Genomic DNA, 24,648 nt, shown 5'->3' with positions numbered 1-24,648 from the left:
CCTTAGGAACAGAACTCATGCCAGATAGCGCCCCGCAACAACTGCTCCACCTCGTCATCGGCGGCGAGCTCGTCGATCTCGAGCACAACACTTTCAAGAATCTGGACGAGGTCGACATCGTCGGCCTCTATCCGAACTATGCCAGCGCCCACGCCGCCTGGCGGGCCAAGGCGCAGAGCACGGTCGACAACGCGCAGATGCGCTACTTCATCGTCCACCTGCATCGGCTGCTCGATCCGAATCAAGAACCGGCGCGTTGAAGAAACTGCTTCGCAATACGCTGCGAAGCAGCTGGTTTCAGCGTGCCGTCGGGGTCCTGGCGGCCGAATATCTGCGTCTGGTCTGGCGGACCAACACCTTCACCTTCGATCCGCCCGACGTCTACGAGCGCGTCGAGCCGCAGCTCCCTGCGATCTTCGCGTTCTGGCACGGCCAGCATTTCCTGACGCCCTTCATCAAGAACCAGAACAAGGCGTCCTATCGGGCCAAGGTGCTGATCTCCCGGCACCGCGACGGCGAGTTCAATGCCATCGCCGCCGAGCGGCTCGGCATCGGCACGATCCGCGGTTCCGGCGACCATGGCGGCGCGTTCCACCGCAAGGGTGGCGTCGGCGCCTTCAAGGAAATGGTGCGGACGCTCCAGGCCGGTTGTAATGTCGCGCTGACCGCCGATGTCCCCAAGCGCTCGCGCGTGGTCGGGCTCGGCATTATCATGCTGGCACGGGAATCGGGACGGCCGATCATGCCTTTCGCGATGGCGACCAGCCGCTTCGTCCGGCTCAAGAACTGGGATCGCACCACCATCAATTTGCCATTCGGGCGGGGCGCTTTGGTCGGCATCAAGGAAATCCACGTTCCCGCAGATGCCGACGCCGCCATGATGGAGACGTTGCGGCAGGAGCTGGAAGACACGTTGAACGAGGCGACCCGTCGCGCCTATGCGCAGCTCGGCCGCCCGGGACCGGAAGATGCCTAAGTCGCTGCCCATTGCGCTGCCGATCACGCTGCGGATGTATCGGCGCCTGGCCGCCGGCCTGGTGCCGCTCGCGCCTGCGCTGATCAAGCGGCGGCTGAAGCAGGGCAAGGAGGATCCCGCCCGCGTCGGCGAGCGGCGCGGCCTGTCCGCCGACGTGCGGCCGCACGGCCCGCTGGTCTGGATTCATGGTGCCAGCGTCGGCGAGGTGCTGGCGGCGGCCGCGCTGATCGAGCGCCTGCGCGATCTCAATCTGCGCATCCTGCTCACCTCGGGCACGGTCACCTCGGCCGCGGTCGTCGCAAAACGCTTTCCGCCCGACGTCATCCATCAATACGTGCCGTATGACTCGCCGCGCTATGTTGCGCGCTTCCTCGACCATTGGAAGCCGTCGCTGGCGCTGTTCATCGAATCCGATCTGTGGCCGAACCTGATCCTCGCCGGCGCGGCGCGCCGGGTGCCGATGGTGCTGATCAACGGGCGGATGTCGCCGCGTTCCTTCCCGCGCTGGCGGCGCATGCACGGCACCATCTCGGCGCTGCTATCGCGGTTCGACATCTGTCTCGCGCAGTCGAAGACCGATGCCGAGCGCTTTGCCGCCCTCGGCGGCCGCGACGTCGTCACCACGGGCAATCTCAAGCTCGACGTGCCGGCGCCGCCGGCCGATCCCGCCAAGCTCGAACGGCTGATGGCGATGACGCGGGGGCGGCCGATCATTGTCGCGGCGTCGACCCATCCGGGCGAGGACGAGATGCTGGTCGCGGCGCATCGCAGCCTGGTCGGCTTCTTCCCGCAGCTTCTCACCGTGATCGTGCCGCGGCACCCGGATCGCGGCTCCGCGATCGCGGGCCTCGTCACGGCGTCCGGCCTGAAACCGGCCCTGCGCTCGCGCGAGGAGCTGCCGACGGCGACGACCGACGTCTATGTCGCCGACACGATGGGCGAACTCGGCCTGTTCTATCGGCTCTCGGAAATTGTGTTCATGGGTGGATCGCTGATCCACCATGGCGGGCAGAATCCGATCGAGGCGATCAAGCTGGGCGCCGCCATCGTCCACGGCCCGCACGTTTTCAACTTTGCCGACGTCTATGAGGCGCTCGATGGGAGCGGCGGGGCGCGGCAGGCCGATACGCAGGAGGCGCTGGTCAAGCAGCTCGGCCAATTGCTGGCCGATCCGGTCATGCGCGACAAGATGCAGCGCGCGGCCTCCGGCGTGGTCGAGCAGCTTGGCGGTGCGCTCGATCGCACCATGACCGCGCTCGAGCCATATCTCTTGCAGTTGCGGATCGAGATGGGGGCCGCGAATGCGTGAGCCGGCCTTTTGGTACCGGCCACGCTCCCTCCAATCCTACGCGCTATGGCCGCTCGGCGCGCTCTACGGCGCGATCACCGCACGGCGCATGTCGCGCCAGGGCGTGGACGCCGGCATCCCCGTGATCTGCGTCGGCAACTACCATGTTGGCGGCGCCGGCAAGACCCCGACCGTGCTGGCATTGACCAAGCTCTTGCGCGAGCTCGGCGAGACGCCGGTCGTGCTCAGCCCGGTCGTGCTCAGCCGCGGCTATGGCGGGTGCCTGAAGGGGCCGGTGATGGTCGACCGCAAGCGTCACAGCGCGGCCGATGTCGGCGACGAGCCCATGATGATGGCGCGCGACGTCCCGGTCGTGGTCGCGCGCGACCGCCTCGACGGCGTCGCGCTGGCGAAGTCGCAAGGCGCCACCGTGATCCTGATGGATGACGGCTTCCAGAATCCTGCTCTGCTCAAGGACGCTTCGCTGATCGTGATCGACGGCGAGCGCGGCCTCGGCAACGGCAAGGTGTTTCCCGCGGGGCCCCTGCGAGCGCCGCTCGAGGCACAGCTCGCGCGCACCGACGCGCTGGTGATGATCGGCGACGGCAATGCCGCCAACGACGTCGCGGCGGAGATCGCCAAGCGGAACAAGCCCGAGCTGCGTGCGCGCCTGAAGCCGGATGCGGCCTCGCTCGCGCAGCTCTCCGGCAAGCGGGTGTTCGCCTTCGCCGGCATCGGCGATCCCGAGCGTTTCTTCCGCACCTTAAGTGCGAGCGGCATCGACGTCGCGCGCACGCGCGCCTTCGCCGACCACCACATGTTTTCGGACGGCGAGATCTCGGCGCTCGCAGCGGACGCCCAGCGCGAGCAGCTCATGCTGGTGACCACGGAAAAGGATCTTGCACGCTTGCGCGGCCGCGCAGGCGTGCCTAGCGGCATCGTGCCGTTCGCCGTTCAGCTCGAATTCGATGACCCGGCAAAGCTGCGGCAATTGATCAGCGATCATCTCTACAGAGCGCGCGAGCGAAGGTTCAGCGCGCGCTGATCACGCAACGTGAGACAACGTCTCTGCCCCAGTCGCGAAACGCGAAATGTCGCTGCTGGCGAATCTTCTTCCGCGCGTTCGGGAGTTGAAGTAGCCTTGCATGAGAGCCGTCACCGGGACGTGCCGAACTCCCCGAAATCATCGACGGCGTTGATGCCCAGGGCGGGCAATGAATCTTCATCATGTGAGGTGCAGGGGCCGTAACGACCTGAAGCTGATCGCCGGACCCAGAGTACAGCCACCGCCGTCGGACGACGCGGCGGCTGTACTCATGTCGAAGCAGGAAGCAGGTCTGCGACGAGCCGAGGGGCATGCTCACCACGCGCCCGTGGCCATCAATCCGATGATGGTCAGGCACGACATGCAGGCGACGACGACGGTGTAGCATTCGGGTGTATTCATTGCTGTCTCCCAAATGTTGCCAATTGCTTGGTCATTGCTGCGCGGGAGTGATCGTTCGGTCTGGGAGCCGCTTCAATTCGGCGTGGCGTGACCGGTCTTGCTGTGCGTGTCCGTTCTCTCGTCGTCACCCTGGTCCGCAGGACGACAAAGCGCTTCGAGAGCCTCGGATCGTTCGGCTGCGATCAGAAGCTGCTTGCGCATTTCAGCGAGGCGGGCGCGGCAATATTCACGGTAGAGCAGTTCGAATATGGCGGGCATGATCCACCCCCACCGCTTGATTTGATTTACAGATATTCCACCGCTGATTTTCGAGGTGATCGTAGCCCGCTAGAATGGCTCTTCGTATGAGCCCGTTCACAGATCGTCCAGTTCCAGAGCTCAGTGGCTGATTGGTTGGTCGATTGCCTGTGCGGTAAAAAAGAACGGGGGCCGGTTACCTGGCGTGCGATATAGCAGCTCATTGTTTCAGCAAGACTTCGTCAAACAACTTAAAGACGCGGAACTGCAAAAAAAATCCAACCCAAGCGCGAAACGACTCACCCACGGCTGCAAGGAATGTAGAACGCAAGCGTCCGTCCCGACAGAGACCATTTTGCTGAGTTGCCGGCAATGCGGCGCGGGCACATCGCCCTTTACCTTCGCGGCAAAACCGGCTGTCGGCGACCTCAACTCGGAAAACATGCCCGCGCGGTCAGCGTGATCGGAGACAGGTTGATGATCTGCGGAAACTCGAATGAATAGCTCGCGCTGACCTGGTTGCCGCACGCGGCCGTGGCAAAGGTGAATGTCCCCGGCGGCAGCGTGAGGCCGTAGGCCTGCTGGGCGGCGTAGGTCGTGATCGCGCTGCTGTTCGGGCAGAGCGTGTTGTTGACCGTCGCGCAGCGCGCCGCCATTTCGCTCCCATGCTGGATTCCCAGCTGAGTCCAGAACAGCAATCCGCATTCGATGATCCCGAATATGAACAGGAAGAACACGGGAGCGGTCAGCGCGAATTCCAGCGCTGTGGTGCCCCGCGTGTCTCGCCATGCTGCGGTGAGCTTCACTGCAGCCTCGTGGTGGACTGCGCGGTGTACGTGTATGTGGCCGCCACGATCTGATAATCGATGATCGTATAATACGTCGCTTTCGCCGAGACTGTCGTATATGTTCCGGCCGGCGCACCGCCGGTGCAGACCGTTCCGCAGCTGGTGGCGCTCACGCCCGCACTCGTTGGACATCCGCAGAATTGGACCGGCGGAGGTGACGCGGTGATGTTCGTCGCGCTGGTGGCACTTGCGACGGCGTTCGCGATGCCGTTCGTGTCGAAGCCGCGCGCAATCGCGTACTGGGCTCCGGCTTGCGCGGCATTTTCGACCTGCATCTTGCGATAGAGCGCCAGCCCGATGTCCGTGACCGAGACGACCATCAGGGACAGCAGGGGAATTAGAATCGCGAATTCGGCTGCCGCGACGCCCCGTTGATCGCCGGCCGCATTGCTCACGTGGCGCGCCAGAGAACCAAGCAATCGACGGCCAAGCCTGGATGAGTAATTCCGGATCTGCATCGCCCCAAACCTCATTCGACGAGCTGCGCGGTTTGCGAACCGATCGTCGCGGTGCCGAGCGCGGTGCAATTGACCTGCAGGTTCGACGTGCCGCTGAACGTCAGCGTATCCGCGATGATCTTGGTGCAGGATGTGCTGGTGCCGTTGCCGCCGCTGAAGCTGAGATTGGCCTTCGGCAGGTAGATGGCACCGCCGAAATTCTGCGTGCTGCCGCCGGTGAGATTGAAATTGGTCCCGGCAGGCATGTTGCGGTCGCCGTACATGACGATGCCCTTCGTCGGGCCGCTGGTCGGCCCGGTCAGGTCGACGGTCGCGTTGCTGCCGATTGAGGCGGTGCCCCAGTCGCTGCCGGAGCCGGTGAACACCAGGGTGACGCCGCTGCCGGTGATGGTGGCATTTCCGGCGACGCTCAGGCTGGCGCCATCCAGATAGTAGATGCCCGGATTGAGGTTCAGGACTGCGCCGGCGTTGACCGTGATGCTGCCCATGTAGCAGCCGGGGTCGAGCGAGTTTGTCTTTCCGTTGGCGTTGACCGTGATCTTGGCATTGCTGCAGCTCGGCCGCGTAGGCGGAGAGACGTCGGCATAGGGATCGGGGACAGGCGTGATGTGCGTCTTGACCCCGTTGGTCGCCGTGATGCTGCTTGCGCCCGAGACGTCGCCGACCACGCCGACCTGGTTTGCTGCCACCGAGGCGCTGCCGGCGACGTTGAGCGAGGGGCTTGCGCTCGAATTGCTATAGAGATTGCACTTGATCAGGTTGAGCTGGTTGCCGCCGCTGACATTGACGGCGGGGCTTGCGCTCGTGTTGAGCGCAAGTACGCAGCCCGTCCCGGAATTGGGCAGGGCGACCGAGCGCGCGGTGATTGGTACGCGATCCGAGCCGAACAAGGCCGACAGCAGCCGACGCTGCGGCTGACTGACGATGACTTCGATGGCCTGCGCGTTCGACGCTTGACTGCCTGTTTTCGGTGGCTGGTTCACCGTGACAGTGACGTCGTTCGCCCCGTCGGTGTAGCCATAATTTGCCGCGACCGCCTTGGCTTCGGACGAGGGGTCGCCGCCGACACTGGCAGCCGTCGCAGCGCTGACCGCGCCGGAATCTGCAACGCTCTGCATGTTCTTGTGCTTGTAGTACCACCAGCCCACTTCCGTTCCGAGGCCGGCGGTGCCGACCAGGACCGGCATGAGCAGCGCAGAAATGAGCACGTAGCTGCCCTGCTCGTCGCGGATGAACCGTTCGAGCAAATGATTCTTTGCGCTCGAAGGTGCACCGAACGAACGGCTGAAAATTCTCCGGAGGTCCATGCTTTCCTGCCCGATTGCCACTTTATCCCGAGGCAATGTGGTGCAGGCCGGCTTAAATGGGCCCCAATGGGAGCCGGACAATTTTAGATATCGGCGAACATTCAGCCGGCATTCATGGCCGCAGGCCTATCGATGAAGCCGCGTCCAGGAGAAGTCAGATGAAATTGCACCCTGCAATTGTTACCGCCAACCTCGTGTGTCTGCCGGTTTTGCCCGCACTGCGAGAGTTACGAGAGCCGAGGGATCACGACTGCTTCGGTGCGCCGGGAAAATGCCGCTGCAGCACCGCGGTGGGCGTGGCATAGGCCTCCTGCAGATCGACGCTCCAATACTTCAGTTCGTCGAGCGGGATGCGGACGTCGGTGATCGCGCAGCGCACGAAGGTCCCCGGCGAGATCACGCGGAAATCGCCGTCGAGATATTGCACCTGCGCTTCGCCATGGCCCGAGGGGCCGAACTTGTTCAGCACGGTCGAAAGTCTCCGGGAAGGCCTCTCCATGGAAGGCCGTGGAAGGCACGATGTGTTGGACGGGATGTAGCATAGATGGGGTGGCTTGTCCGCCCGTTAAACCCACCGGTTCGTGATGATTTGCCGCCGTTTTCGCGCGATGAGGCTTCAGTCGAAGGGGCGCTGGTTCCGGCAGCTCCTGCGGCAGACTCCGATGACCGCCCTGTTCCTGACGCTGCTGATGTCGGCCGCGCACGCCGCCCCGGCGCCGCAGCCGGTCGAGATTCCGCTGGCGTCCGGCGTGCTCCATGCGCAGCTCTACAAGCCCGCGGGCAAGGGGCCATTCCCGGCCGTGATTGCGCTGCACAGCTGCGGTGGGCTGGGTAGCCATTCCGATCCCGTGCTGCCGCCCTATCGCGACTGGGCCGAGCGCCTGCTCAAGGCCGGCAATGCCGTGCTGCTGCCCGACAGCTACGGCTCGCGCGAGCTCGGCCCGCAATGCCGCGTCAAGGAGATGCACGTCAAGGCGCGGCGCGAACGCGTCGCCGATATCGCGGCCGCGCGCGCCTGGCTGATGCAGCAGCCATTCGTGGCGCGGGACCGCATCAGCCTGATCGGCTGGGCCAATGGTGCGAGCGCGCTGCTCTGGGCCGTGCGTCCGCAGAACGCAGGCCGCGATTCCGGTCCGGATTTCCGCGCCGCCATCGCGTTCTATCCGGATTGCCGGATCTCGGCGGGCCTCGGCTGGAGCACGCGGGTGCCGACGCTGGTCTTGATCGGCGCCGATGACGAGGTGTCGTCGCCGCCGGCCTGCCGCCAGATGGTGGATGGTGCGCGCGGCCGCAGCGCGCTGGCGCGCATCGTGGTCTATCCCGGCGCCGGTCACGATTTCGACCGTGCCGGCACGCCGCTGCACGCCGCCGGCGCGCCCGAGCACGCCGATGCCGAAGCCCGCGCCGCCTCGCAGAAGGACGTCGCGCAATGGCTGGCGCGGTGATGGCGGTGTCGTAGCACGTGCCCGCGCCATCATTCGACCACGATGTCGATTAAACGCATCTCATATGCGCAACCGCATCACGCTCTTCGCGTCCGCCCTGATCGTCTTCACCGTCGCGATCCTGCTGTTCGAAGCCCACGCCGGCCCCCACCGCGCGCCGGACCATTGCGGCTTCTGGACCACGATCGAGGCGGGATTGTCGTGTCGGTAGGCGAGCTGTCTCCACCTATTTGTGGCGACGCGCGTTCCACACACGCGCTGTCATCGCCCGGCTTGACCGGGCGATCCAGTACTCCGCGGCGTTGCGATTCAATCGAGAAGCCGCGGCGTACTGGATTCCCCGCTTTCGCGGGGAATGACACCGTGGCCTGAGCCCGTCCTCCCCCTCAGAACAAGCTGCCCTGATCCACCGGCTTGGCCAGGCGCCTCGGTGCCGGCTTCGTCTCCGCCGCCGGCTTGGCCTGCGCCGGCGCGCGCCTCTCCGCGGGCGCCGGACGGTCCGCATCCGCCGTCGCGCCGACGCGGCCGTCCGCGAACTCGATCTCGACCCGCGCGCCGGGGCCGATCGTATCAGCCGCATGCACGGGATGCCCGGCCTCGTCGCGCACCAGCGCAAAGCCGCGCGCGAGCACGCTGCGATAGGACAGCGCCGAGAGCAGCTTGCCGCTGTTCTCGACCCGCGCCTCCAGCCGGTGCAGCAGCGTGACGAGCGCGCGCTGCGCCCGCTCAGTCAGACGATGGGTACGCTCGCGCTGGCGGGCAATCGCGTTGCGCTGCGCCTGCGCATTCGCAAGCTTTGAGGCGCGCAGGCGCACCTGCAAGCCCGCAAAGCGGTCGCGCCGCTGCCGCAACAGCGAGCGCGCGGACAGGCCGAGCCGCTCGCCGCAAACCGTGAGCCGATGATCGGCCTGCGAGATCTGGCCGTGCAGCACGCGCAGCGTCAGCTTCGCGCTCGCCGCGGTGAACCTGCGGAAATGCGCATGCGTGTTGGCCTTGAGGCAGCGGGGCAGGGACGCGCCCGCCGAATCCAGGCGCTGCCGCGGGATCGCGAGCAGATCGCCCGCCGCCGGCAACGCGCGCGCAGCAGCGCGCAGCTCGCTGCGGCGGCTCTCCTGGGCGCGTTGCCAATAGGCGCGGGTGCGGCGTCCGAGATCGCCCACCTCGACGAACAAGTCGCTGCGCACCGGCACCGCCATCTCGGCCGCCGCCGTCGGCGTCGGCGCGCGCTTGTCGGCGACGAAGTCGATCAGCGTGATGTCGGTCTCGTGCCCCACCGCCGAGATCAGCGGGATCATGCTCTCGGCTGCGGCGCGCACCACGATCTCCTCGTTGAACGACCAGAGGTCCTCCAGCGAGCCGCCGCCGCGCGCGACGATGAGCACATCGGGCCGCGGAATCCTGCCGCCTTCGGGCAGCGCGTTGAACCCGCGGATCGCGGCCGCGACCTGCTCGGCCGAGCCGTCGCCCTGCACCTTGACCGGCCACACCAGCACGCGGCGGGGAAAGCGGTCCTCCAGCCGATGCAGGATGTCGCGGATGACGGCGCCGGTCGGCGAGGTGACGACGCCGATCACCTCCGGCAGCCACGGCAGCAGCTGCTTGCGCGCCTCGTCGAACAGGCCTTCGGCGGCGAGCTTCTTCTTGCGCTCCTCCATCAGCGCCATCAGCGCGCCGATGCCGGCCGGCTCCAGCGCCTCGATCACGATCTGGTATTTCGAGGAGCCCGGATAGGTCGTGAGCTTGCCGGTGGCGATCACCTCGAGCCCCTCCTGGGGCTTGAAGCGCATGCGGCTATGCACGCCCTTCCAGATCACCGCCTCGATCTTGGCGCTCTCGTCCTTGAGCGCGAAATAGCAATGGCCGGACGAATGCGCCCCGCGGAAGCCGGAGATCTCGCCGCGGACCCGGACATGGCCGAAGGCGTCCTCGACCGTCCGCTTCAGGGACAGCGACAGTTCGGAGACGGTGAATTCAGGCGCGTTAAGCAGTTGTTCCGCAGGCGGCATCTCAAAAACGATTCGGCATTTTGGGGTCGAGGGCGACGTTAGGGATTTTCGCAGGCCAGCGCCAATCGATTCGGTGGCTTGGGGAACTGCCCCACGGCCATCGCTTGACTTCCACTGACTTTCATATATGAAATCTAAAAATCATAAATAAAACGAGGAAGCGGCTCCTGATGACCGTCGTCACCGATCCCGACGATCCGCGCGGACGCATGTTCGGGCAGTACCGGCTCAAGCCGAATAGCGGGGTCAATCCGCCCTATTCGCCGGCATACCCGGTGGAGTGGGGCTGCACCTTGCGGACGGTCGAGATCATGACCCGTGTCGCGCCCGGCAAGGTCGCGACATTGCTCGCCGAGACGCCGTTCGAGATCGCCAGCGACCGCGTCGCCTTCCGCTTCATGCGTTCGCCCGGCCATTCCCTTGCCGTGCACGCGGGCGAGATGTTCGACCTGATGATCTCGGTGCCCGTGCGCTACAAGGGGCTGTTCACCGAAACGCATATCTTCATGTATTGCAGCGATCCGATGGGGATCTGTGCCGGGCGCGAGGTGTTCGGCTACACCAAGAAGGATGCGCATTACGCCTTCGACGAGCATCCTGACGGATCGATCACCGGATGGGTCCGGCGCCGCGGCATACCGCTCGCCGATTTCACCTTCACGCCGGATGCGTCCGCGCCGGTCGTCCGCATCGTCGACGGCGACGAGCTGCCGGCCGGCGAGATCCACGTGCGCCGTTTGCCGCATCCCGAGCGGCTCGGCACGGCCTATGCGGACATCGCCTATCGCCGCACGCCGCTGAAATACTCCAAGCCGGTGCCGGGTCGCGCCGCGATGACGCTGCACGCCAGCGCGTACGATCCGATTGCCGAGCTCGAGCCGGAAATCCTCGGCGCGCATTTCATGGTGTCTGACGTCTATGGCGGCGGATTCGAGGTCGAGGACCGCAGGCTCATCGAGCGCCTCACGCCCTGAACGACAAGATCAGCCTGCATGCGATGTACGTGCGGGCGGCAAACATTGGGAAGAACGCACAAGGCAAGGGAGGGCCTAAACATGGCTGGACGATATCGGGTGAGCCGCCGCCGGCTGCTGGCCGGCGCCGGCGGATTGGCGCTGGGCATGACGGGGTTCGGTGCACGGGCGCAGGAAGCAAAGCCGCTCCGCATCGGCGTGCTGACGGACATGTCCAGCCTCTATGCCGATGTCACCGGTCCGGGCTCGGTGCTGGGGGCCAAAATGGCGGTCGAGGATTTCCAGGCTTCAGGGCCCAAGATGACGCGGCCGATCGAGATCATCAGCGGCGACCACATGAACAAGGCAGATGTGGGCGCCAACATCGCGCGCGAATGGATCGATCGGCAAGGCGTCGATGTCATCGTCGACGCACCGAACTCGGCCGTCGCCCTCGCGGTGCGCAACATCGTGCAGCAGAACAACAAGACGCTGCTGGTGTCCGGCGCGTCCTCGTCGGACCTGACCGGCAAGGCGTGCTCGCCGAACCTCGTGCACTGGACCTACGACACCTATGCGCTGTCGTCGGGTGTCGCGCGCGCCGTCGTCGAGAGCGGCGGCAAGAGCTGGTTCCTGCTCACCGCGGACTATGCCTTCGGCCATGCCATGGAAGGCGACATCAAGAACGTCGTGCAGAAAGCCGGCGGCAAGGTTCTCGGCGGCGTGCGCACGCCGATCAACACGCAGGACTTCTCGTCCTTCCTGTTGCAGGCCCAGTCGTCGAAGGCGGAGATCATCGCGCTGATCAATGCCGGCGGCGACACCATCAATTCCATCAAGCAGGCGGTCGAGTTCGGCATTCCGCAAGGAGGCCAGCGCGTGGTGGCGACGGTGCTGTATCTCAGCGACGTGCATTCGCTCGGCCTGAAGATTGCGCAAGGGCTGCAGTTCACCGAAGCCTTCTACTGGGATCTGAATGACGACACCCGCGCCTGGACCAAGCGCTTCGCGCCGCGCAACAACGGCCGCTATCCGACCGCGCTGCATGCGGGCGCCTACGCCACGACGCTGCACTACCTCAAGGCCGTCGATGCGCTCGGCGCCTCCAGCGACGGCAAGGCCGTCGTCGAGCAGATGAAGAAGCTGCCGACCGATGATCCCCTGTTCGGCAAGGGCAGCGTCCGTGCCGACGGCCGCAAGCTGCACAACATGTATCTGTTCGAGGTGAAGGCCCCCGCGGATTCCAAATATCCCTGGGACTATTACAAGCTGGTCAAGACCATCGCGCCGGCCGAGGCCTGGCGGCCGCTGGCGGATGGCGGCTGCGAATTCCCCAAGTCGTGAGCGGCACCGGCCGGCCGCCGGTCGCGCTGGTCACTGGCGGCGGCGGTGATATCGGGCGCGCCATTGCGTTGAGGCTGGCGCGGATGAGCGCTGCGGTCGCGATCGTCGATCGCGACGAAGCGGCTGCGCGCGGCACGGCCCAACTGGTCGAGCAGACCGGGGCGAGGGCGCTCGCCATCCGCGCCGATGTCTCGCTCGCTCAGGATACCATCGCCTTCATCGAGGCGACCGAGGCACGCCTGGGGCCGATCGGCACCTTCGCCAACAACGCCGGCATCGAGGGCGTCGTCGCGCCTCTTCACGAATACCCTGACGAGACCTTCGATCAATTGCTGCAGGTGAACGTCAAGGGCGTGTTTCTCGGCCTCAAGCACGTCATCGTAAGGATGATGCAGCGTGGGACGGGCGCCATCATCAACACCGCATCGACCTCCGCGATCCGGGGGCGCGCAGGGCTCGCCGGCTATGTCGCCTCCAAGCACGCCGTTCTCGGGCTGACACGAACGGCGGCGCTCGATGTCGCCGGCACGAGGATCAGGGTCAACGCCGTTCTGCCCGGCCCGGTCGAGTCGCGCATGATCCGTGCATTGGAAGGCCAGGCGCGTGACAGCGCCATTGCGTTGCGCCGAAACGTTGCGACCGCCCATGGGCGGCCGCAGGATGTCGCCAACGTCGTTGCCTTCCTGGCTTCTGACGAGGCGGCGCATGTGAACGGTGCCGCTTGGGTCGTGGATGGCGGGATGACGCTGGCGTAAGGCGAGTACGCATCAGAGCATGTCTGCCTCCGGAGGAACGAAGCGGAAAATCTCGTGATCGGCTAAGCATTACCGCTTGTGACCCTGCCTGACCTTAAGCTCCGTTCACTGCCTTGAAGGGAGTGGACGGCACCAGGAACGAACCAGAGCGACACAGCGTTCTTCGGCGTTAAGCGCAGGAGAACCGAGATGCCGCTTTCGCCTGATCCATCGGGTCATTTCGAGGAGAAGCAGCCCGAAGCGGTCCTGTTCTCGATGTTCGATGGCGACGATCGTGTTGTCTGCAAAGTTGAGTGGTCCGCCTTGCCCGACCGCGCGATTGCCGATGGAGCCGAGCCGAACGACATCGCAGCCACCTTTAGGAAGCATCGACTAGTCATCGAGAAGATCGCAAGCGAACGGTACGATGCTGGCGAGGAGATGCCCGTTGTTTGGGGGCTGTACCCCGCCGCAGCCGCGAGGGGAGTGGATCGAGTAGCCGGAGGCGAGCACAACATTGTTCCGTGCAGGAACCGAGTGATAGTGACCCCGGAACTGCTCACTTTGTAACGCAAGTGAAAGACCCTAACCGCGGTTGCCAATCATACTGGCCGGATGGATTACCTACCCAACTATTCCTATCGCTCGCTTGAAGTGCTGTGCCGGCGGCAGGCGTCTCAAACCGGCAATCCCGAAGCCAAGCGGGAGCTTGAGACGATGGCACGCGAGTACATGCAACTGGCCGAGCTTGCAGAGCGCACACGGCGCGAGAATGAGCAAAGCCGGCCGATGGCAGACCTTAACCGGATCGGAGACGGCGATGGAAAACGTGGCTGAAACTATTTCGACGGCCGAGCCAAAATCGTGGAGCGTTATATGCGCGCCGCGCGCGAAGAATTGGATGGCCCCAAGCTCCTCCAGTTGCTCAAAGAAATCGAGGACGAGATAAGAAGACGGACCACTGTGGTCTTTAAGGTCCTGCAATCCTGAAGGACTCAGACCCGGGGTTTAACGGGACACATGGACTTTTGATTTAGATCAAACAGCCTCTCGACCCACGTAGTTGCCTACGTTGAGCTGCACCGGAGGCGCAGGGAATGTTCAGTAATCGTCCTACGTGGATGATGATGCTATTGGCTGGGGCAATAGCCGCCATCGGTCTCCTCACGATCCTTTCGATGGCGCTAGGGCTCTCCTGAGGGGAGTAAACAACCTCGGACGCAACTTTGCCCGCTCGTATGAACTTCTTCGGAAGCCGGTACCGATCGTCTGGCACCCCGAACGACCGGTCGACGATCCACTGCCTTGAAGGGAGCGGACGATAGCAATAGCCCAAGCCCTATGGTGCTGTTGCCGCTCGCAAGCGGCAACATCTGTACAGACAATACCTTAGTGCCGTGCTAGCGTTTCGGCATCACCGCAAGGCCAGTAGCATATATCGGTGACTGAGAGCGGATATACGCTGTATGGCCCACAAAATTCCCGCGAGGCGCATGCTTGAGGTGAGGCTGGACGCTCTTCTCCCGCAGAAGTGGGAGTGGCAGGTTTGGGAAGACGACGCCCTGCTGATGAGCGGCCATGAGACTTCGCGCGAAACGGCCCAGCTCGAGGGAAATAGCGCGCTGTTTTACCTACTTCGTACAGCGAATTGACAATTCGAAGCGCCCCGACCGAATTTGGTCGACTCCCTGCCGAATAGGGTGTCTAGTCGCTTCATCACCGCTCGGCCCACGGCTTCTATCGGTGACTGAGAGTATTGTGCTCCCGCCCAACCGGACAGGGAGCAGCACTATGCAATCTCGGATTTTGACACTTTCAGAACGGCTTTCCCAATTTGCGCAACGCGGGCGCGATCAGGCCGAAAGACTGCGGCCTGGCAAGGACAGGGACGACTTGCTGCAGAAGGTTCGTCAGGCCGAAGTGGCTATTCACATTAACCAGTGGGTTTCGTCGCCGGGTCTGCGGGCTCCGACATGATGGGACACCTTCAATCCCGTGCACGCAATCGCGTGAAGAGAATAATCGACTTTCGAACGAGGGTGGCGAACAAGAGCGACTGGGCTATCAACGCCGTCCTGAACCACTTCCGGAGCAAGCTAAATCCAAGCACGCCTCCCATCCAGAAGAACAGGGACAGGCCCCGTCACTAGCCCCAGGGACGAAAGCAGGAGCATCTCGGCTCTCGGTCACGCGATTGAAGCCACGAACTTACGGAAAGGGAGACGGCGATGGAAAGCGGGGCTGGACCTTCTTCGAAGGCTGAGCTGACGATCGTTGAGCGCTTTAAGCGCGCCGCGCTTGACGACATGGATGGTCCCGAAATCCTCAAGGTGCTCAAAGAAATCGAGGACGAGATCAGAAGACGGGGCGTCTGAAGTCCTGAAGAGAGTGAACGTCTGCTTTTGATGTGTAGCTGACCTTGTCGCTTAATCCGGCGACGCCGGCCTTGACCCAAGGCAGACATTCGAGCGCTGTTGGGCCCGTCGAAGCGTGCTGAGCGCATCGATGCCGGCCTGCGCTGTTCGGTTGGCATGTGCCGCGGCTCGACTGACAGCCTCACCGGACAGCGGGAACAATGTCTCGCCGATCTGCTTGGAACGTTGGTACGCCCAATCCGGGATAGACCAGCGAGCTTCCTGGGAGGCGTCTCGATCAGGGAGGAGCCACCAATGGATGACGAACGAAAATCATCAAAGGCGGGGAAACAGGCCGCTGAAGGCTTGCGTGAAGCAACGTCCAAGGAAGAAGCGAAAAACGAGAGCAAGATGGGGCACGATCTGCCTAAGGGGGCCGATCGTTTCGAAGAGCGCTCCAAAAGCTCCGATGGAAAAAGCGCAGAACAGAAACAAAAAGGGTGAAAGCAGCAGACCGTTTCTGCGGGCTCGGTGCAACCTCTCCCGCTCTTGTCCGCCGAAGCCCGCCTTCTGGCGAAGGCGGATGCGGGAGAGGTCGCGCAACGCGCGGGTGAAGGCTTTCGCCTCTGGGGTAGTGTCCCATCGCGGAAACACCCTCTCCCCAGCCCTCTCCCGCAAGCGGGAGAGGGAGTGCAGCTCCATCGTTGCAGCAATGGAGCCTGCTCCCAGCATACGTCAGGAAACGCCGCCGATCTTCTCGGAGACGATCCTCGCCGCGCTCCGCAACTCCGCGGCGATGGCGCTGGCTTCCGCAGCGGGGATTTGATCCTGCCGCACCAACGGCACGGTCATCGCGGCCACCGCGCGGCCTGAGGCTTCAATGATCGGGCAGCTATAGGCAAGGATGCGCGTATAGCCGTCGTCATTGGAGAAGTTTCCTCCCTCTGCGGAAATGCGGTCGAGCGCCGCAAGCGCCTTCTTGATGCTGATCCGGTCGTTGGTCGCCATGACCTGCGCCAGCTCCTGGCGCCGGCCCTCGAGCTGAAAGGCCGCCAGAACCTTCGCCGACGCATATTGCTGCGTCAGCGGAAACACCGCGCCGACCTTGACCGACCAGCCCATCAGCCATTCCGGCTCGATCCGGGCGATCACCATGAACTGCTCGCCGTGCAGCACCGTGAGGTGGCAGGACAGTTGCACACGCGAGGCGAGCTGCTCCATCACCGGCAGCGCCGCCTTCAGCAGCCGCTCGGTCGGCGGGAATTGCGAGGCGATCCGGAACAGTTTCAGCGTCAGCGTGTATTCGCCGGTCGCGGGGTCACGCGCGACATAGCCCCGCCGCTCCAGCGCCACCAGCATCCGGAAGATCTCGCTGACGGAGCGGCCGACGGTTTCGGCGAGCTGCTTCTGGCTCAGTCCGCGCGCCGCGCCCGCCAGCGCCTCCAGAAGGTCCAGCCCCTTTTCCAGGGCGGGCGCGCCCGGCTGCGGCTTCTCAGTCATCCCTAGGCCTTGTTGGATCAGCGCCTGCGAGCGCACGGTGGAAATGCAATTTCCGTGTAGCCGATTGCTCGCACGGCGAAAAGTCGATCGCCGGCAGCGCCTGGCCGAGTTCGACGAGATCATCCACCAGTTCGTAGGATGGGTTGAGCCCTTGCGAAACCCATCGCTGCTCTATCCGCGTTCTCCGTATTCGCGGCCGTCATCCGACTGATCGCCGGCCCAATCGGCCGGGTAATTTACCAAGCCTGACGTGGTCGATGAAACGAGGAGGGCGCCCAGTCACGCACCCGGTTGACGAGCCCGTGCTTGACCGGATTGATGTGAACATAGTCGACATGCCGCGCGAAATCGCGATGGGTTTCGCAAGGGCCCAACCCATCCTACGGGCTGCAACTCGCCCTAGGTCTCTCTCGTGGGCTTTGCCGAGATCAGGCTTGAGATAGCCTCGGCACTCTCGGACGGCTTCAGATGACCTGCATCGAGGGTGAGTGCGGGCTGGGGCATTGATGCCATGCAGGCATCGAACTGCGGTCGGAGTGTGCGAAGCAGCGATAGATCCCGCATCTTGCCGAAGGCGGCACGATCTTCATCGATCAGGCGTCGCTCTTGCTCGTCCTGTTCCAGGTGAAGTGCGACGAAGATGACCTCGCCGCCATTCCGCTCCACTAGTTCTTGTACGCGGACCGGAAAATCGCCGGCCACCGTTGGCTCGGGGGCGAATGTGAATATCAGCGATCGCTTCTGCTTGGCGGCTTCCTCGAACATAGCCATCCAGAACTGCTCACGTAAACGCGAGAATGCCTCTGTGCCAAACGGAAATACCGCGCCAACTGCGTCGACGACGAGGTGATTGTGAAACAGCGCAATCCCTGTCCGCGAGGCAAGATGGCGCGCGATAGTCAGTTTTCCCGAGGCGACTTGCCCATAGATGAAGATAAGCTGCATCGGATCATAATATCACAGGGACTCCCTCGAAGGCTTCTCCTGGAATCGCAAAGTCCAGGCGTTGCGGCGTCTACAATGCCGCCTGTTGGCCCCGGCTGACATCAGGACGCAGGGATTGGCCCTTTCGGGAACTGCAAGCTTGGTGCAGACTTCAGGCCATATTTCGAAGAATTGGGATAGGGTGCTGCCGATGCCAATTTTCCTCGATCGACACGATCTCTCGGGGCTGACTGCCGCCGATATCGCCGAGGCGCATCGCAAAGATTTGGAAGTGCAAGATCGATACGGCGTTCGTTTTCTAACGTACTGGTTTGATGAATCGCGCGGTACGGGCTTCTGTCTCATCGACGCACCGGATATCCGAACGGCGATGAGGGTTCATGACGAAGCTCACGGCGACGTAGCGAAAGATGTCATCGAAGTGGACCTCTCGGCGGTCCAGGCGTTTCTGGGGAGGGTGTCGGACCCGGTCCCTGGCGGCGGGGCAGATGATGTCAAATTCGATTCGGCGCTGCGAGCTATCATGTTCACCGACATCGTTGGCTCTACCAGCATGACGGAGCGTCTTGGCGATGCCCGTTCGGTGGAGATGGTTCGGGCTCATGACGCGCTGGTGCGCCGGGCCTTGAAGGACGAGGGCGGGTATGTCGTGAAGCACACCGGCGATGGTATCATGGCATCCTTTGCCGACGCCTTGGCCTCCGTGCAATGCGCCCGCGCCATCCAGCGTGCATTTGAAGCCTTCAATCTGGCAAGCAAGGAGAAGCTTCAGGTGCGAATTGGCATCGATGTCGGCGAGCCGATTGCTGACAGCAACGACCTTTTCGGTGCGACCGTTCAACTGGCCGCTCGTTTGTGTCAGTTGGCCGACCCCGATGCCATTCTGGTGTCAAAGGCTGTACAGGATTGCATCCGGGATCGCGTGCAAGTGTCAAGCTTGGGTGCCTACCATCTCAAAGGCTTTCAGCAGCCCATTGATGCATACGGAATCGAATGGCGTTAACGGTCGCGACTACTGGCGACGTCTGCGTTTGGCCCTTGCGCGACCTTGGAAGATTGCTGCTTCTCCGCCGCTGTGGACCTCACGCGCCGAGCCGCTTATAAGCACACGTCCTGGCGGGTTGGCTTCGGCTGGAAGGGATTGCTGCGGATCGTTCACCTCTCCCGCTTGCGCGGAGGCAAGGGGACTTAGCCTGTTGAATATTGTTTCTTTGAGGATCCACGCTCTCTCCAGTTCGTAGGATGGGTTGAGCCCTTGCGAAACCCATCGCTGCTCTATTCCCGCTCACCGTAACCGCGGCCGTCATCCGAATGATCGCCAGCCCAATCGACCGGGTAATTGCCAAGCTTGACGTGGCGATGAAACGAGGAGGGTGCCCAGTCACGCACCCGGTTGACGAGCCCGTGCTTGACCGGATTGATGTGAACATAGTCGACATGCCGCGCGAAATCGACGTCGTCACGAATGGTATGCTCCCAATATCTGCGCTACCAAATGCCCCGTTCACCTCAAGCCAAGCGGCTTTGGGATATCTTCTCATTGCGCGCCAGCCCGCGCGAAAAGCTGGATTTGATCAGCTGCCAGCGCATCGCAAAATCGGCATCACCTTCCGGTAACGTCCACACGGTGTGAAGGTGGTCAGGCAGCACCACGATGGCATCGATCGTGAACGGATGTCGCCGCCGCGTTTCGGGAAACGCTCCGCGCGCTACGCCTCGAATAGCCATTGCATCGAACGCTCTAAGGTGTGTGTCTACCTCTCACTGCGTCGCGCAGTATATCATGAGGTCCTCGGTGAATTTTGTTGTATGGAGTTTGTCGCGATCCAAACTCGACCCAGAAACCGAATCGATTGCTTTCAATGCGCGATCGAAGAGCACATCGGCTTTCGAGGGATCCCAAAGGTTCTCGCAGATTGCCTCGCAATACTTATCCATCGCGTTTGCGTTCCACTTTGGTGTTGGGATCTTGTTGCCAAGCAACCGAACAGCCAACAATATTTGGAACCTTGCAACCTTGTACTTGCTGTCGATCTTCTGATTGCGAAACAGATACTCCAAAACGTAAAGAGCATATGCCGAAGTGTAATACGGATATAGCTTGTGTTCTTGGATGAATATATCGTTGCCAACTCGTTCTGAAAGTTTCTTGTAGCTTCGAACCGTGTTGTGAGGTTCGGCAAGGAACATGGCGGCGAAAGCCCTGACTGCGCTTGTCTGCGGTACAACGCGCGTCTTCTCGACCGGCAGACCATCGTACTGCCTCGAGCGCCGTTCATAGTAGAGCCTCTTGCCTTCCGGAAAGTTCTTAAAAAATGCTTCGAGATGTCTTGCGAAAGTGGTGATGGCAAAGAACTGCTCGGTAGTGACTTCTGTCTGCTTGTTTGTCGCGTGAATGATGTCTTCAATCACTTCCTCGTCTTGCGTCCAAATGAGACGTAGAGGCACGAGCACAGATTCATCCAAATGCTGCCTATTCTCGAAGAGAACGTGGCTTGTTTGGCACCCATTTACGATCTGAAAGTCTTCAATAACGAATTTGCTTCCGGTGTGCGTCATGTTTCTAGCTATAATCGTGATGCCGTTGTTCATCAGGACAAAGCGCCTCCGGCGATCTGACCCGAGTGTCGCACGGATCTCGTCGTTAACATCGTTGTACCCCTGCCAGTCTCGAACGTTGTCGTAGAAGACGCTCCGGACGATCTCGTCATTATCGCAGACTATGGGGAGGTAATGCAGCGCGGGTATGAAGCCAACAAACGCTTCCTTTACGCCTGGGATTTCGGGAATATCTTGTCGGCTGGGAAATGAAAACTCTCGCGAGATGGAGTTCTTGGAAAACGTATACAGCTTCAAGATGTCCGCTGCGCCAATCAGCGTGACCTCTACCACGCTAAAGTATTCGAGCGAAGTTAGTTCTTCTTTCACCTTCTCAGCTCTTGCCCCGAGCGAAAGGTCTCCGACTACTTTGCCCGTAGTCACGTAGTAGAGCAGGCAAGCGGGGTTGCCTCGCTTGAACTTGCTGCTCCTCGCGTAGATCGCGCGCATTATCTCAACAGAATCTGAGATGCGTGGATTTCGAGGCTCCTTGGTTGCGGGATTGAAGAACTCTCCTACCCCGTAACCAAAGCTCCCAAGTTTAGCGGCCTCAAAATTTGCACCTCGGTCCGCTTGCACGAATATGAAAGTGACGTCCAAATAGTCGGGATTGCCATCGAGCATGTCCTCCAACTGATCTTTGTCAGTCACTAGGACACCATTGACGACAATTCCAATGGCGTCGATACCTAAGTCACCGCCCGCACCTACGACAATGTCTTTTGGATCGAAAGTCTCTGAGTAATGACGCTTTACAACAATGAACCCGCAGAGGTGCTCAAATCGCTTGTCCTCCGTTAGGGCGCCAATTTGAAATTCCTTGGAGAACTCAGCCAGCAGTCCTTCGGTTATCATATCCATTTGATGTCGCCACGTTCTGATTTGGAGGGGCTGATTCGCGAGTCATAAGGCGGGCACAATGCAGGGTAGTGCTCGAACTGTGAAGCGCCTGTCCCTGATATTCACACAGTCGTCGAGGAGATCTTGAACCTCTAAGTTGGTTGCGGAAGACGGCACACCTTATCGGGCTGCGGTGCTAATGGCGTTCCTTGGGGCCTCAGAATGGAAGGGAGCTCGCCCCCCATCCCCCTTGAGCCCCACCCCGATTCATGCGACCTCCGCCCCAGCAAACCCTTCATTTCTGAGCCTCCTATGCACATTCTCCTGCTCGGTTCCGGCGGCCGCGAACATGCTCTGGCGTGGAAGATCGCAGCCTCTCCCCTGGTGACCAAATTCTGGTGCGCGCCCGGCAATGCCGGCATCGCCAGGGAGGCGGAATGCGTGGCGCTCGATGTCGCCGACCATGCCGCGGTGATCGACTTCTGCAAACAGAACGCGGTCGAGCTCGTGGTGGTCGGGCCGGAGACGCCGCTGGCGGCCGGCATCGTCGATGATCTCACAGCTAGCGGCATCAAGGCGTTCGGGCCGAGCAAGGCGGCGGCCCAGCTCGAAAGCTCCAAGGGGTTCACCAAGGCGCTGTGCACCGAGTTCGGCATTCCGACCGGCGCCTATGAGCGATTCACCAATGCCCACGACGCGCGCGCCTATGTGCAGAGCCAGGGCGCGCCGATCGTGGTCAAGGCCGACGGCCTTGCCGCCGGCAAGGGCGTCGTCGTCGCGAAAACCGTGCGCGAGGCCGAGGACGCCATCGCCATGATGTTCGAGGGCGCCTTCGGCGAGGCCGGCGCGGAGGTGGTGATCGAGGAGTTTCTGCCGGGCCGCGAGATCAGCTTCTTTGCGCTGTGCGACGGCGAGACGGCGATCCCGCTGGCCTCCGCCCAGGACCACAAGCGCGTGTTCGACCACGACGTTGGCCCGAACACCGGCGGCATGGGCGCCTATTCGCCGACGCCGCTGGTCACGCCCGCCGTCCACGACGCGATCATGGCCAAAATCATCCTGCCGACGGTCGCTGGCATGAAGCAGCGCGGCACGCCGTTCCGCGGCGTGCTCTATGCCGGCATCATGCTGACGACGCAGGGCCCAAAACTGTTCGAGTTCAACGTCCGCTTCGGCGATCCCGAGTGCCAGGTCTTGATGCTGCGCATGATGAGCGACATCGTGCCGGCGCTGCTCGCCGCCTGCGACGGGGAGCTGAAGCATTTCGATCTGCGCTGGTATCCGGAATCCGCCATCACCGTGGTGATGGCCGCGAAGGGCTATCCCGGCGATTACCAGAAGGGCACCCGCATCGGCGGGCTGGAGGAGGCCGCCAAGGTCGACAATGTCGAGATCTTTCACGCCGGCACGGTTGAGAAGGACGGCGCGATCCTCGCCAATGGCGGCCGCGTGCTCAATGTCTGCGCGCTGGGGGCGACCGTGACGGAAGCGCAGGCACGCGCCTATCAGGCCGTCGACCGCATCGACTGGCCGGACGGATTCTGCCGCCGCGACATCGGCTGGCAGGCGGTGGAGGCGGAAAAGGCCAAAAATTAGCGTCGTCATTGCGGACGGCGCGCCAACGCGCCGATCCGGAAATCTCGACATTCGCGTCACCGCGCCGCCACATCTACACTCCAAAATATGCAATTGTCTGTTGGGCTTAGTTGCCCCGACGATAATACCGGTACTGTGCATGGGGTTGTTTTCGACACTTTGTTGTCGAGGCCGGCCCCGGGACCGACCAACAAGGATGCAACAAGATGTCCGATCTCGCCGACCTCTATCCGGGCTTCGCCGCCGAATGGATCGATACCTCGTTCGGCCGCATCTTCGCCCGCGTCGGCGGCAAGGGCCCGCCGCTGCTGCTGCTGCACGGCTTCTCCGAGACCCACGTGATGTGGCACCAGGTGGCGCCTGAGCTCGCCGAGCACTTCACGCTGATCATCGCCGATCTGCCCGGCTACGGCTGGTCCGACATGCCCGCGAGCGATGCGCTGCACATCCCCTACTCTAAGCGCGCCATGGCGAAAGCCATGGTCGAGGTCATGGAGCGGCTCGGCCACGTGCATTTCGCGCTCGCCGGCCACGACCGCGGCGGCCGCGTCTCGTATCGGCTCGCGCTCGACCATCCTGGCCGGCTGTCGAAGCTCGCCGTGCTCGATATCCTGCCGACCTATAATTACTGGGAGCGGATGAACCGCGCCTACGCCTTGAAGATCTATCACTGGACCTTCCTGGCCCAGCCCTATCCGCTGCCGGAGACGCTGATCGCAGGCCAAGGCGAGTTCTTCCTGCGCTTCAAGATGGCGAGCCAGACCAGGTCGAAGACGCTGGATGCGATCGACCCGCGCGCGCTCGAGCATTACCTCGCCCCGTTTCGCGATCCCGCCCGCATTCATGCGATGTGCGAGGACTACCGCGCCGGCGCCTATTTCGACTACGACCTCGACAAGGCCGATTTCGAGGCCGGCAAGAAGATCACCATTCCGATGCTGGCGCTGTGGGGCAATGCCGGCATCGCCCAGGCCGCCGCGACGCCGCTGGACACGTGGACACAATGGGCCACCAACGTCGATGGCATGCCGGTGGATTCGGGGCACTTCCTCACCGAGGAGAATCCGGATGTCACCGCGAGGGCGCTGCGCGAGTTCTTCTCGGCTTAGGCACCGCGGTGCGCCACACCCACAACTGTCATCGCCTGGCTTGACGCGGGCGATCCAGTACTCCGTGACGCCAGCGATCGACTCGACAGGCCGCGGCGTACTGGATGCCCCGGTCAAGCCTGGGCATGACAGTGGAGTGCGTAGCTCCTACCGCCGCTCCCGGAAGAACTCCTTCAGCAGCCGCGCCGCCTCGCTCTCGCCGACGCCGGAATAGACGTCCGGCGCGTGGTGACAGGTCGGCGAGGCAAAAAACCGCACGCCTGACTCCACCGCGCCGCCCTTGGGGTCGGCCGCGCCGTAATAGAGCCGCCTCACCCTTGCAAACGAGATCGCGCCCGCACACATGGTGCAGGGCTCCAGCGTCACGTAGAGGTCGCAGTCGACCAGGCGCTCGCTGCCGATCTTCGCCGCGGCCGCGCGCAGCGCGATGATCTCGGCATGGCCGGTCGGGTCGTGGTCGGTCAGCGTCCGGTTAGCGCCGGTGGCGATCACCTCGTGATCGCGGACCACCACGCATCCGATCGGAACTTCGCCCGCTTTTCCGGCATTTTCGGCCGCCAGAAGCGCCAAATCCATGAAAGAAGGGGCTTTCATGCCTCGTATCATCGCCAGAAACCTGCTACTAGCTCCGCCTTCAGCAAGAGTGGATACCGATTTTGCCTG

General features: G+C 62.7%; 26 protein-coding genes and 1 pseudogene. 16 read left to right on the top strand and 11 right to left on the bottom strand.

Going from position 1 to position 24,648, the window contains the following annotated elements:
- Window positions 1-17: 17 nt before the first annotated feature.
- Genes ABIA40_RS26725 through lpxK form a run of 4 tightly spaced genes read left to right on the top strand, consistent with a single transcriptional unit; the run spans window position 18 to window position 3,309 of the window.
- Entirely contained in the window at window positions 18-260 is a 243-nt protein-coding gene (locus ABIA40_RS26725) for a DUF4170 domain-containing protein (protein WP_036039955.1), read from the top strand.
- Window positions 257-976, top strand: a complete 720-nt coding sequence (locus ABIA40_RS26720) for a lysophospholipid acyltransferase family protein (RefSeq protein WP_036039958.1) — start codon at window positions 257-259, stop codon at window positions 974-976. Before ABIA40_RS26725 ends, ABIA40_RS26720 begins: the two co-directional genes overlap by 4 nt.
- Window positions 939-2,285 (top strand): 3-deoxy-D-manno-octulosonic acid transferase, encoded by a 1,347-nt coding sequence (locus ABIA40_RS26715; protein WP_404544076.1) that lies wholly within the window; start codon window positions 939-941, stop codon window positions 2,283-2,285. Before ABIA40_RS26720 ends, ABIA40_RS26715 begins: the two co-directional genes overlap by 38 nt.
- Window positions 2,278-3,309 carry a tetraacyldisaccharide 4'-kinase gene (gene lpxK / locus ABIA40_RS26710; RefSeq protein ID WP_404544074.1) on the top strand — a complete coding sequence of 344 codons (1,032 nt, stop codon included), beginning with the start codon at window positions 2,278-2,280 and terminating at the stop codon, window positions 3,307-3,309. Before ABIA40_RS26715 ends, lpxK begins: the two co-directional genes overlap by 8 nt.
- Before the next feature lie 474 nt (window positions 3,310-3,783).
- On the opposite strand, the gene ABIA40_RS26705 is transcribed toward lpxK, so the two are convergent.
- The 5 genes from ABIA40_RS26705 to ABIA40_RS26685 all read right to left on the bottom strand — a co-directional run bounded on the left by ABIA40_RS26705 (window position 3,784) and on the right by ABIA40_RS26685 (window position 7,030).
- Window positions 3,784-3,969, bottom strand: coding sequence for a hypothetical protein (locus ABIA40_RS26705; RefSeq protein WP_271539123.1), 186 nt, complete (start codon window positions 3,967-3,969; stop codon window positions 3,784-3,786).
- Window positions 3,970-4,376: 407 nt separating this feature from the next.
- Window positions 4,377-4,754, bottom strand: a complete 378-nt coding sequence (locus tag ABIA40_RS26700) for a TadE/TadG family type IV pilus assembly protein (RefSeq protein ID WP_271539121.1) — start codon at window positions 4,752-4,754, stop codon at window positions 4,377-4,379.
- Window positions 4,751-5,191 carry a TadE/TadG family type IV pilus assembly protein gene (locus ABIA40_RS26695; protein WP_271539119.1) on the bottom strand — a complete coding sequence of 147 codons (441 nt, stop codon included), beginning with the start codon at window positions 5,189-5,191 and terminating at the stop codon, window positions 4,751-4,753. The genes ABIA40_RS26700 and ABIA40_RS26695 overlap by 4 nt, the downstream gene beginning before the upstream one ends.
- Before the next feature lie 74 nt (window positions 5,192-5,265).
- Window positions 5,266-6,561, bottom strand: coding sequence for a TadE/TadG family type IV pilus assembly protein (locus tag ABIA40_RS26690; RefSeq protein WP_271539117.1), 1,296 nt, complete (start codon window positions 6,559-6,561; stop codon window positions 5,266-5,268).
- A gap of 244 nt (window positions 6,562-6,805) precedes the next feature.
- Window positions 6,806-7,030, bottom strand: a complete 225-nt coding sequence (locus tag ABIA40_RS26685; protein ID WP_271539116.1) for a DUF2093 domain-containing protein — start codon at window positions 7,028-7,030, stop codon at window positions 6,806-6,808.
- 193 nt (window positions 7,031-7,223) lie between these two features.
- On the opposite strand from ABIA40_RS26685, the gene ABIA40_RS26680 reads away from it, so the two are divergent.
- The gene (locus tag ABIA40_RS26680; protein WP_404544070.1) at window positions 7,224-8,006 is read left to right on the top strand and encodes a dienelactone hydrolase family protein; all 783 of its coding nucleotides are present in this window, start codon (window positions 7,224-7,226) and stop codon (window positions 8,004-8,006) included.
- Window positions 8,007-8,070: 64 nt separating this feature from the next.
- A complete protein-coding gene (locus tag ABIA40_RS26675; RefSeq protein WP_271539112.1) occupies window positions 8,071-8,217 on the top strand; it encodes a hypothetical protein in 147 nt (48 codons plus the stop codon).
- Window positions 8,218-8,392: 175 nt separating this feature from the next.
- On the opposite strand, the gene xseA is transcribed toward ABIA40_RS26675, so the two are convergent.
- Window positions 8,393-10,012, bottom strand: coding sequence for an exodeoxyribonuclease VII large subunit (gene xseA, locus ABIA40_RS26670; RefSeq protein WP_404544067.1), 1,620 nt, complete (start codon window positions 10,010-10,012; stop codon window positions 8,393-8,395).
- 170 nt (window positions 10,013-10,182) lie between these two features.
- Between xseA and ABIA40_RS26665 the strand changes: the two genes are divergently transcribed.
- The 7 genes from ABIA40_RS26665 (at window position 10,183) to ABIA40_RS26635 (ending at window position 15,901) form a co-directional block, all read left to right on the top strand.
- Entirely contained in the window at window positions 10,183-10,986 is an 804-nt protein-coding gene (locus tag ABIA40_RS26665; protein WP_404544065.1) for an acetoacetate decarboxylase family protein, read from the top strand.
- A 147-nt stretch (window positions 10,987-11,133) separates the two neighbouring features.
- Complete coding sequence (locus ABIA40_RS26660; RefSeq protein WP_404546361.1) at window positions 11,134-12,309, top strand: ABC transporter substrate-binding protein; 1,176 nt, start codon at window positions 11,134-11,136, stop codon at window positions 12,307-12,309.
- Window positions 12,306-13,064 (top strand): SDR family NAD(P)-dependent oxidoreductase, encoded by a 759-nt coding sequence (locus ABIA40_RS26655; RefSeq protein ID WP_404544063.1) that lies wholly within the window; start codon window positions 12,306-12,308, stop codon window positions 13,062-13,064. The genes ABIA40_RS26660 and ABIA40_RS26655 overlap by 4 nt, the downstream gene beginning before the upstream one ends.
- A gap of 189 nt (window positions 13,065-13,253) precedes the next feature.
- A complete protein-coding gene (locus tag ABIA40_RS26650) occupies window positions 13,254-13,613 on the top strand; it encodes a DUF1488 family protein (protein ID WP_404544060.1) in 360 nt (119 codons plus the stop codon).
- Between the two features lie 45 nt (window positions 13,614-13,658).
- Window positions 13,659-13,880 carry a hypothetical protein gene (locus tag ABIA40_RS26645; protein ID WP_271539107.1) on the top strand — a complete coding sequence of 74 codons (222 nt, stop codon included), beginning with the start codon at window positions 13,659-13,661 and terminating at the stop codon, window positions 13,878-13,880.
- Between the two features lie 1,391 nt (window positions 13,881-15,271).
- Window positions 15,272-15,418 (top strand): hypothetical protein, encoded by a 147-nt coding sequence (locus ABIA40_RS26640; RefSeq protein ID WP_271539103.1) that lies wholly within the window; start codon window positions 15,272-15,274, stop codon window positions 15,416-15,418.
- A gap of 294 nt (window positions 15,419-15,712) precedes the next feature.
- Complete coding sequence (locus ABIA40_RS26635; protein ID WP_128264838.1) at window positions 15,713-15,901, top strand: hypothetical protein; 189 nt, start codon at window positions 15,713-15,715, stop codon at window positions 15,899-15,901.
- A 231-nt stretch (window positions 15,902-16,132) separates the two neighbouring features.
- Here the strand turns inward: ABIA40_RS26635 and ABIA40_RS26630 are convergent, their stop codons facing one another.
- A complete protein-coding gene (locus ABIA40_RS26630) occupies window positions 16,133-16,897 on the bottom strand; it encodes an IclR family transcriptional regulator (RefSeq protein WP_404544058.1) in 765 nt (254 codons plus the stop codon).
- 399 nt (window positions 16,898-17,296) lie between these two features.
- Window positions 17,297-17,842: a hypothetical protein gene (locus ABIA40_RS26625; protein WP_404544056.1), complete on the bottom strand. Its 546-nt coding sequence runs from the start codon at window positions 17,840-17,842 to the stop codon at window positions 17,297-17,299.
- 190 nt (window positions 17,843-18,032) lie between these two features.
- Between ABIA40_RS26625 and ABIA40_RS26620 the strand changes: the two genes are divergently transcribed.
- Window positions 18,033-18,845: a nickel-binding protein gene (locus ABIA40_RS26620; protein ID WP_404546360.1), complete on the top strand. Its 813-nt coding sequence runs from the start codon at window positions 18,033-18,035 to the stop codon at window positions 18,843-18,845.
- A gap of 272 nt (window positions 18,846-19,117) precedes the next feature.
- Here ABIA40_RS26620 and ABIA40_RS26615 read toward each other — a convergent pair.
- Both ABIA40_RS26615 and ABIA40_RS26610 read right to left on the bottom strand, forming a co-directional pair.
- Window positions 19,118-19,549: pseudogene (locus ABIA40_RS26615) on the bottom strand (REP-associated tyrosine transposase); the annotation flags it as partial.
- A gap of 54 nt (window positions 19,550-19,603) precedes the next feature.
- Window positions 19,604-21,301 (bottom strand): AIPR family protein, encoded by a 1,698-nt coding sequence (locus tag ABIA40_RS26610; RefSeq protein WP_404544053.1) that lies wholly within the window; start codon window positions 21,299-21,301, stop codon window positions 19,604-19,606.
- 291 nt (window positions 21,302-21,592) lie between these two features.
- Here ABIA40_RS26610 and purD point away from each other — a divergent pair, with 291 nt between their 5' ends.
- On the top strand, window positions 21,593-22,876 hold the full coding sequence (gene purD, locus ABIA40_RS26605) for a phosphoribosylamine--glycine ligase (protein ID WP_404544050.1): 1,284 nt from the start codon (window positions 21,593-21,595) through the stop codon (window positions 22,874-22,876).
- A gap of 206 nt (window positions 22,877-23,082) precedes the next feature.
- Complete coding sequence (locus ABIA40_RS26600; protein ID WP_404544048.1) at window positions 23,083-23,985, top strand: alpha/beta fold hydrolase; 903 nt, start codon at window positions 23,083-23,085, stop codon at window positions 23,983-23,985.
- Window positions 23,986-24,132: 147 nt separating this feature from the next.
- Here the strand turns inward: ABIA40_RS26600 and ABIA40_RS26595 are convergent, their stop codons facing one another.
- Window positions 24,133-24,591 (bottom strand): nucleoside deaminase, encoded by a 459-nt coding sequence (locus ABIA40_RS26595; protein ID WP_404544046.1) that lies wholly within the window; start codon window positions 24,589-24,591, stop codon window positions 24,133-24,135.
- Window positions 24,592-24,648 lie beyond the last annotated feature (57 nt).

The sequence above is a fragment of the Bradyrhizobium sp. USDA 223 genome, assembly GCF_044909005.1.
GTDB classification, from domain to species: Bacteria; Pseudomonadota; Alphaproteobacteria; order Rhizobiales; family Xanthobacteraceae; genus Bradyrhizobium; species Bradyrhizobium yuanmingense.
The sequence above is the reverse complement of the archived record's forward strand: the minus strand, read 5'-3'. Positions and strand labels throughout refer to the sequence as shown.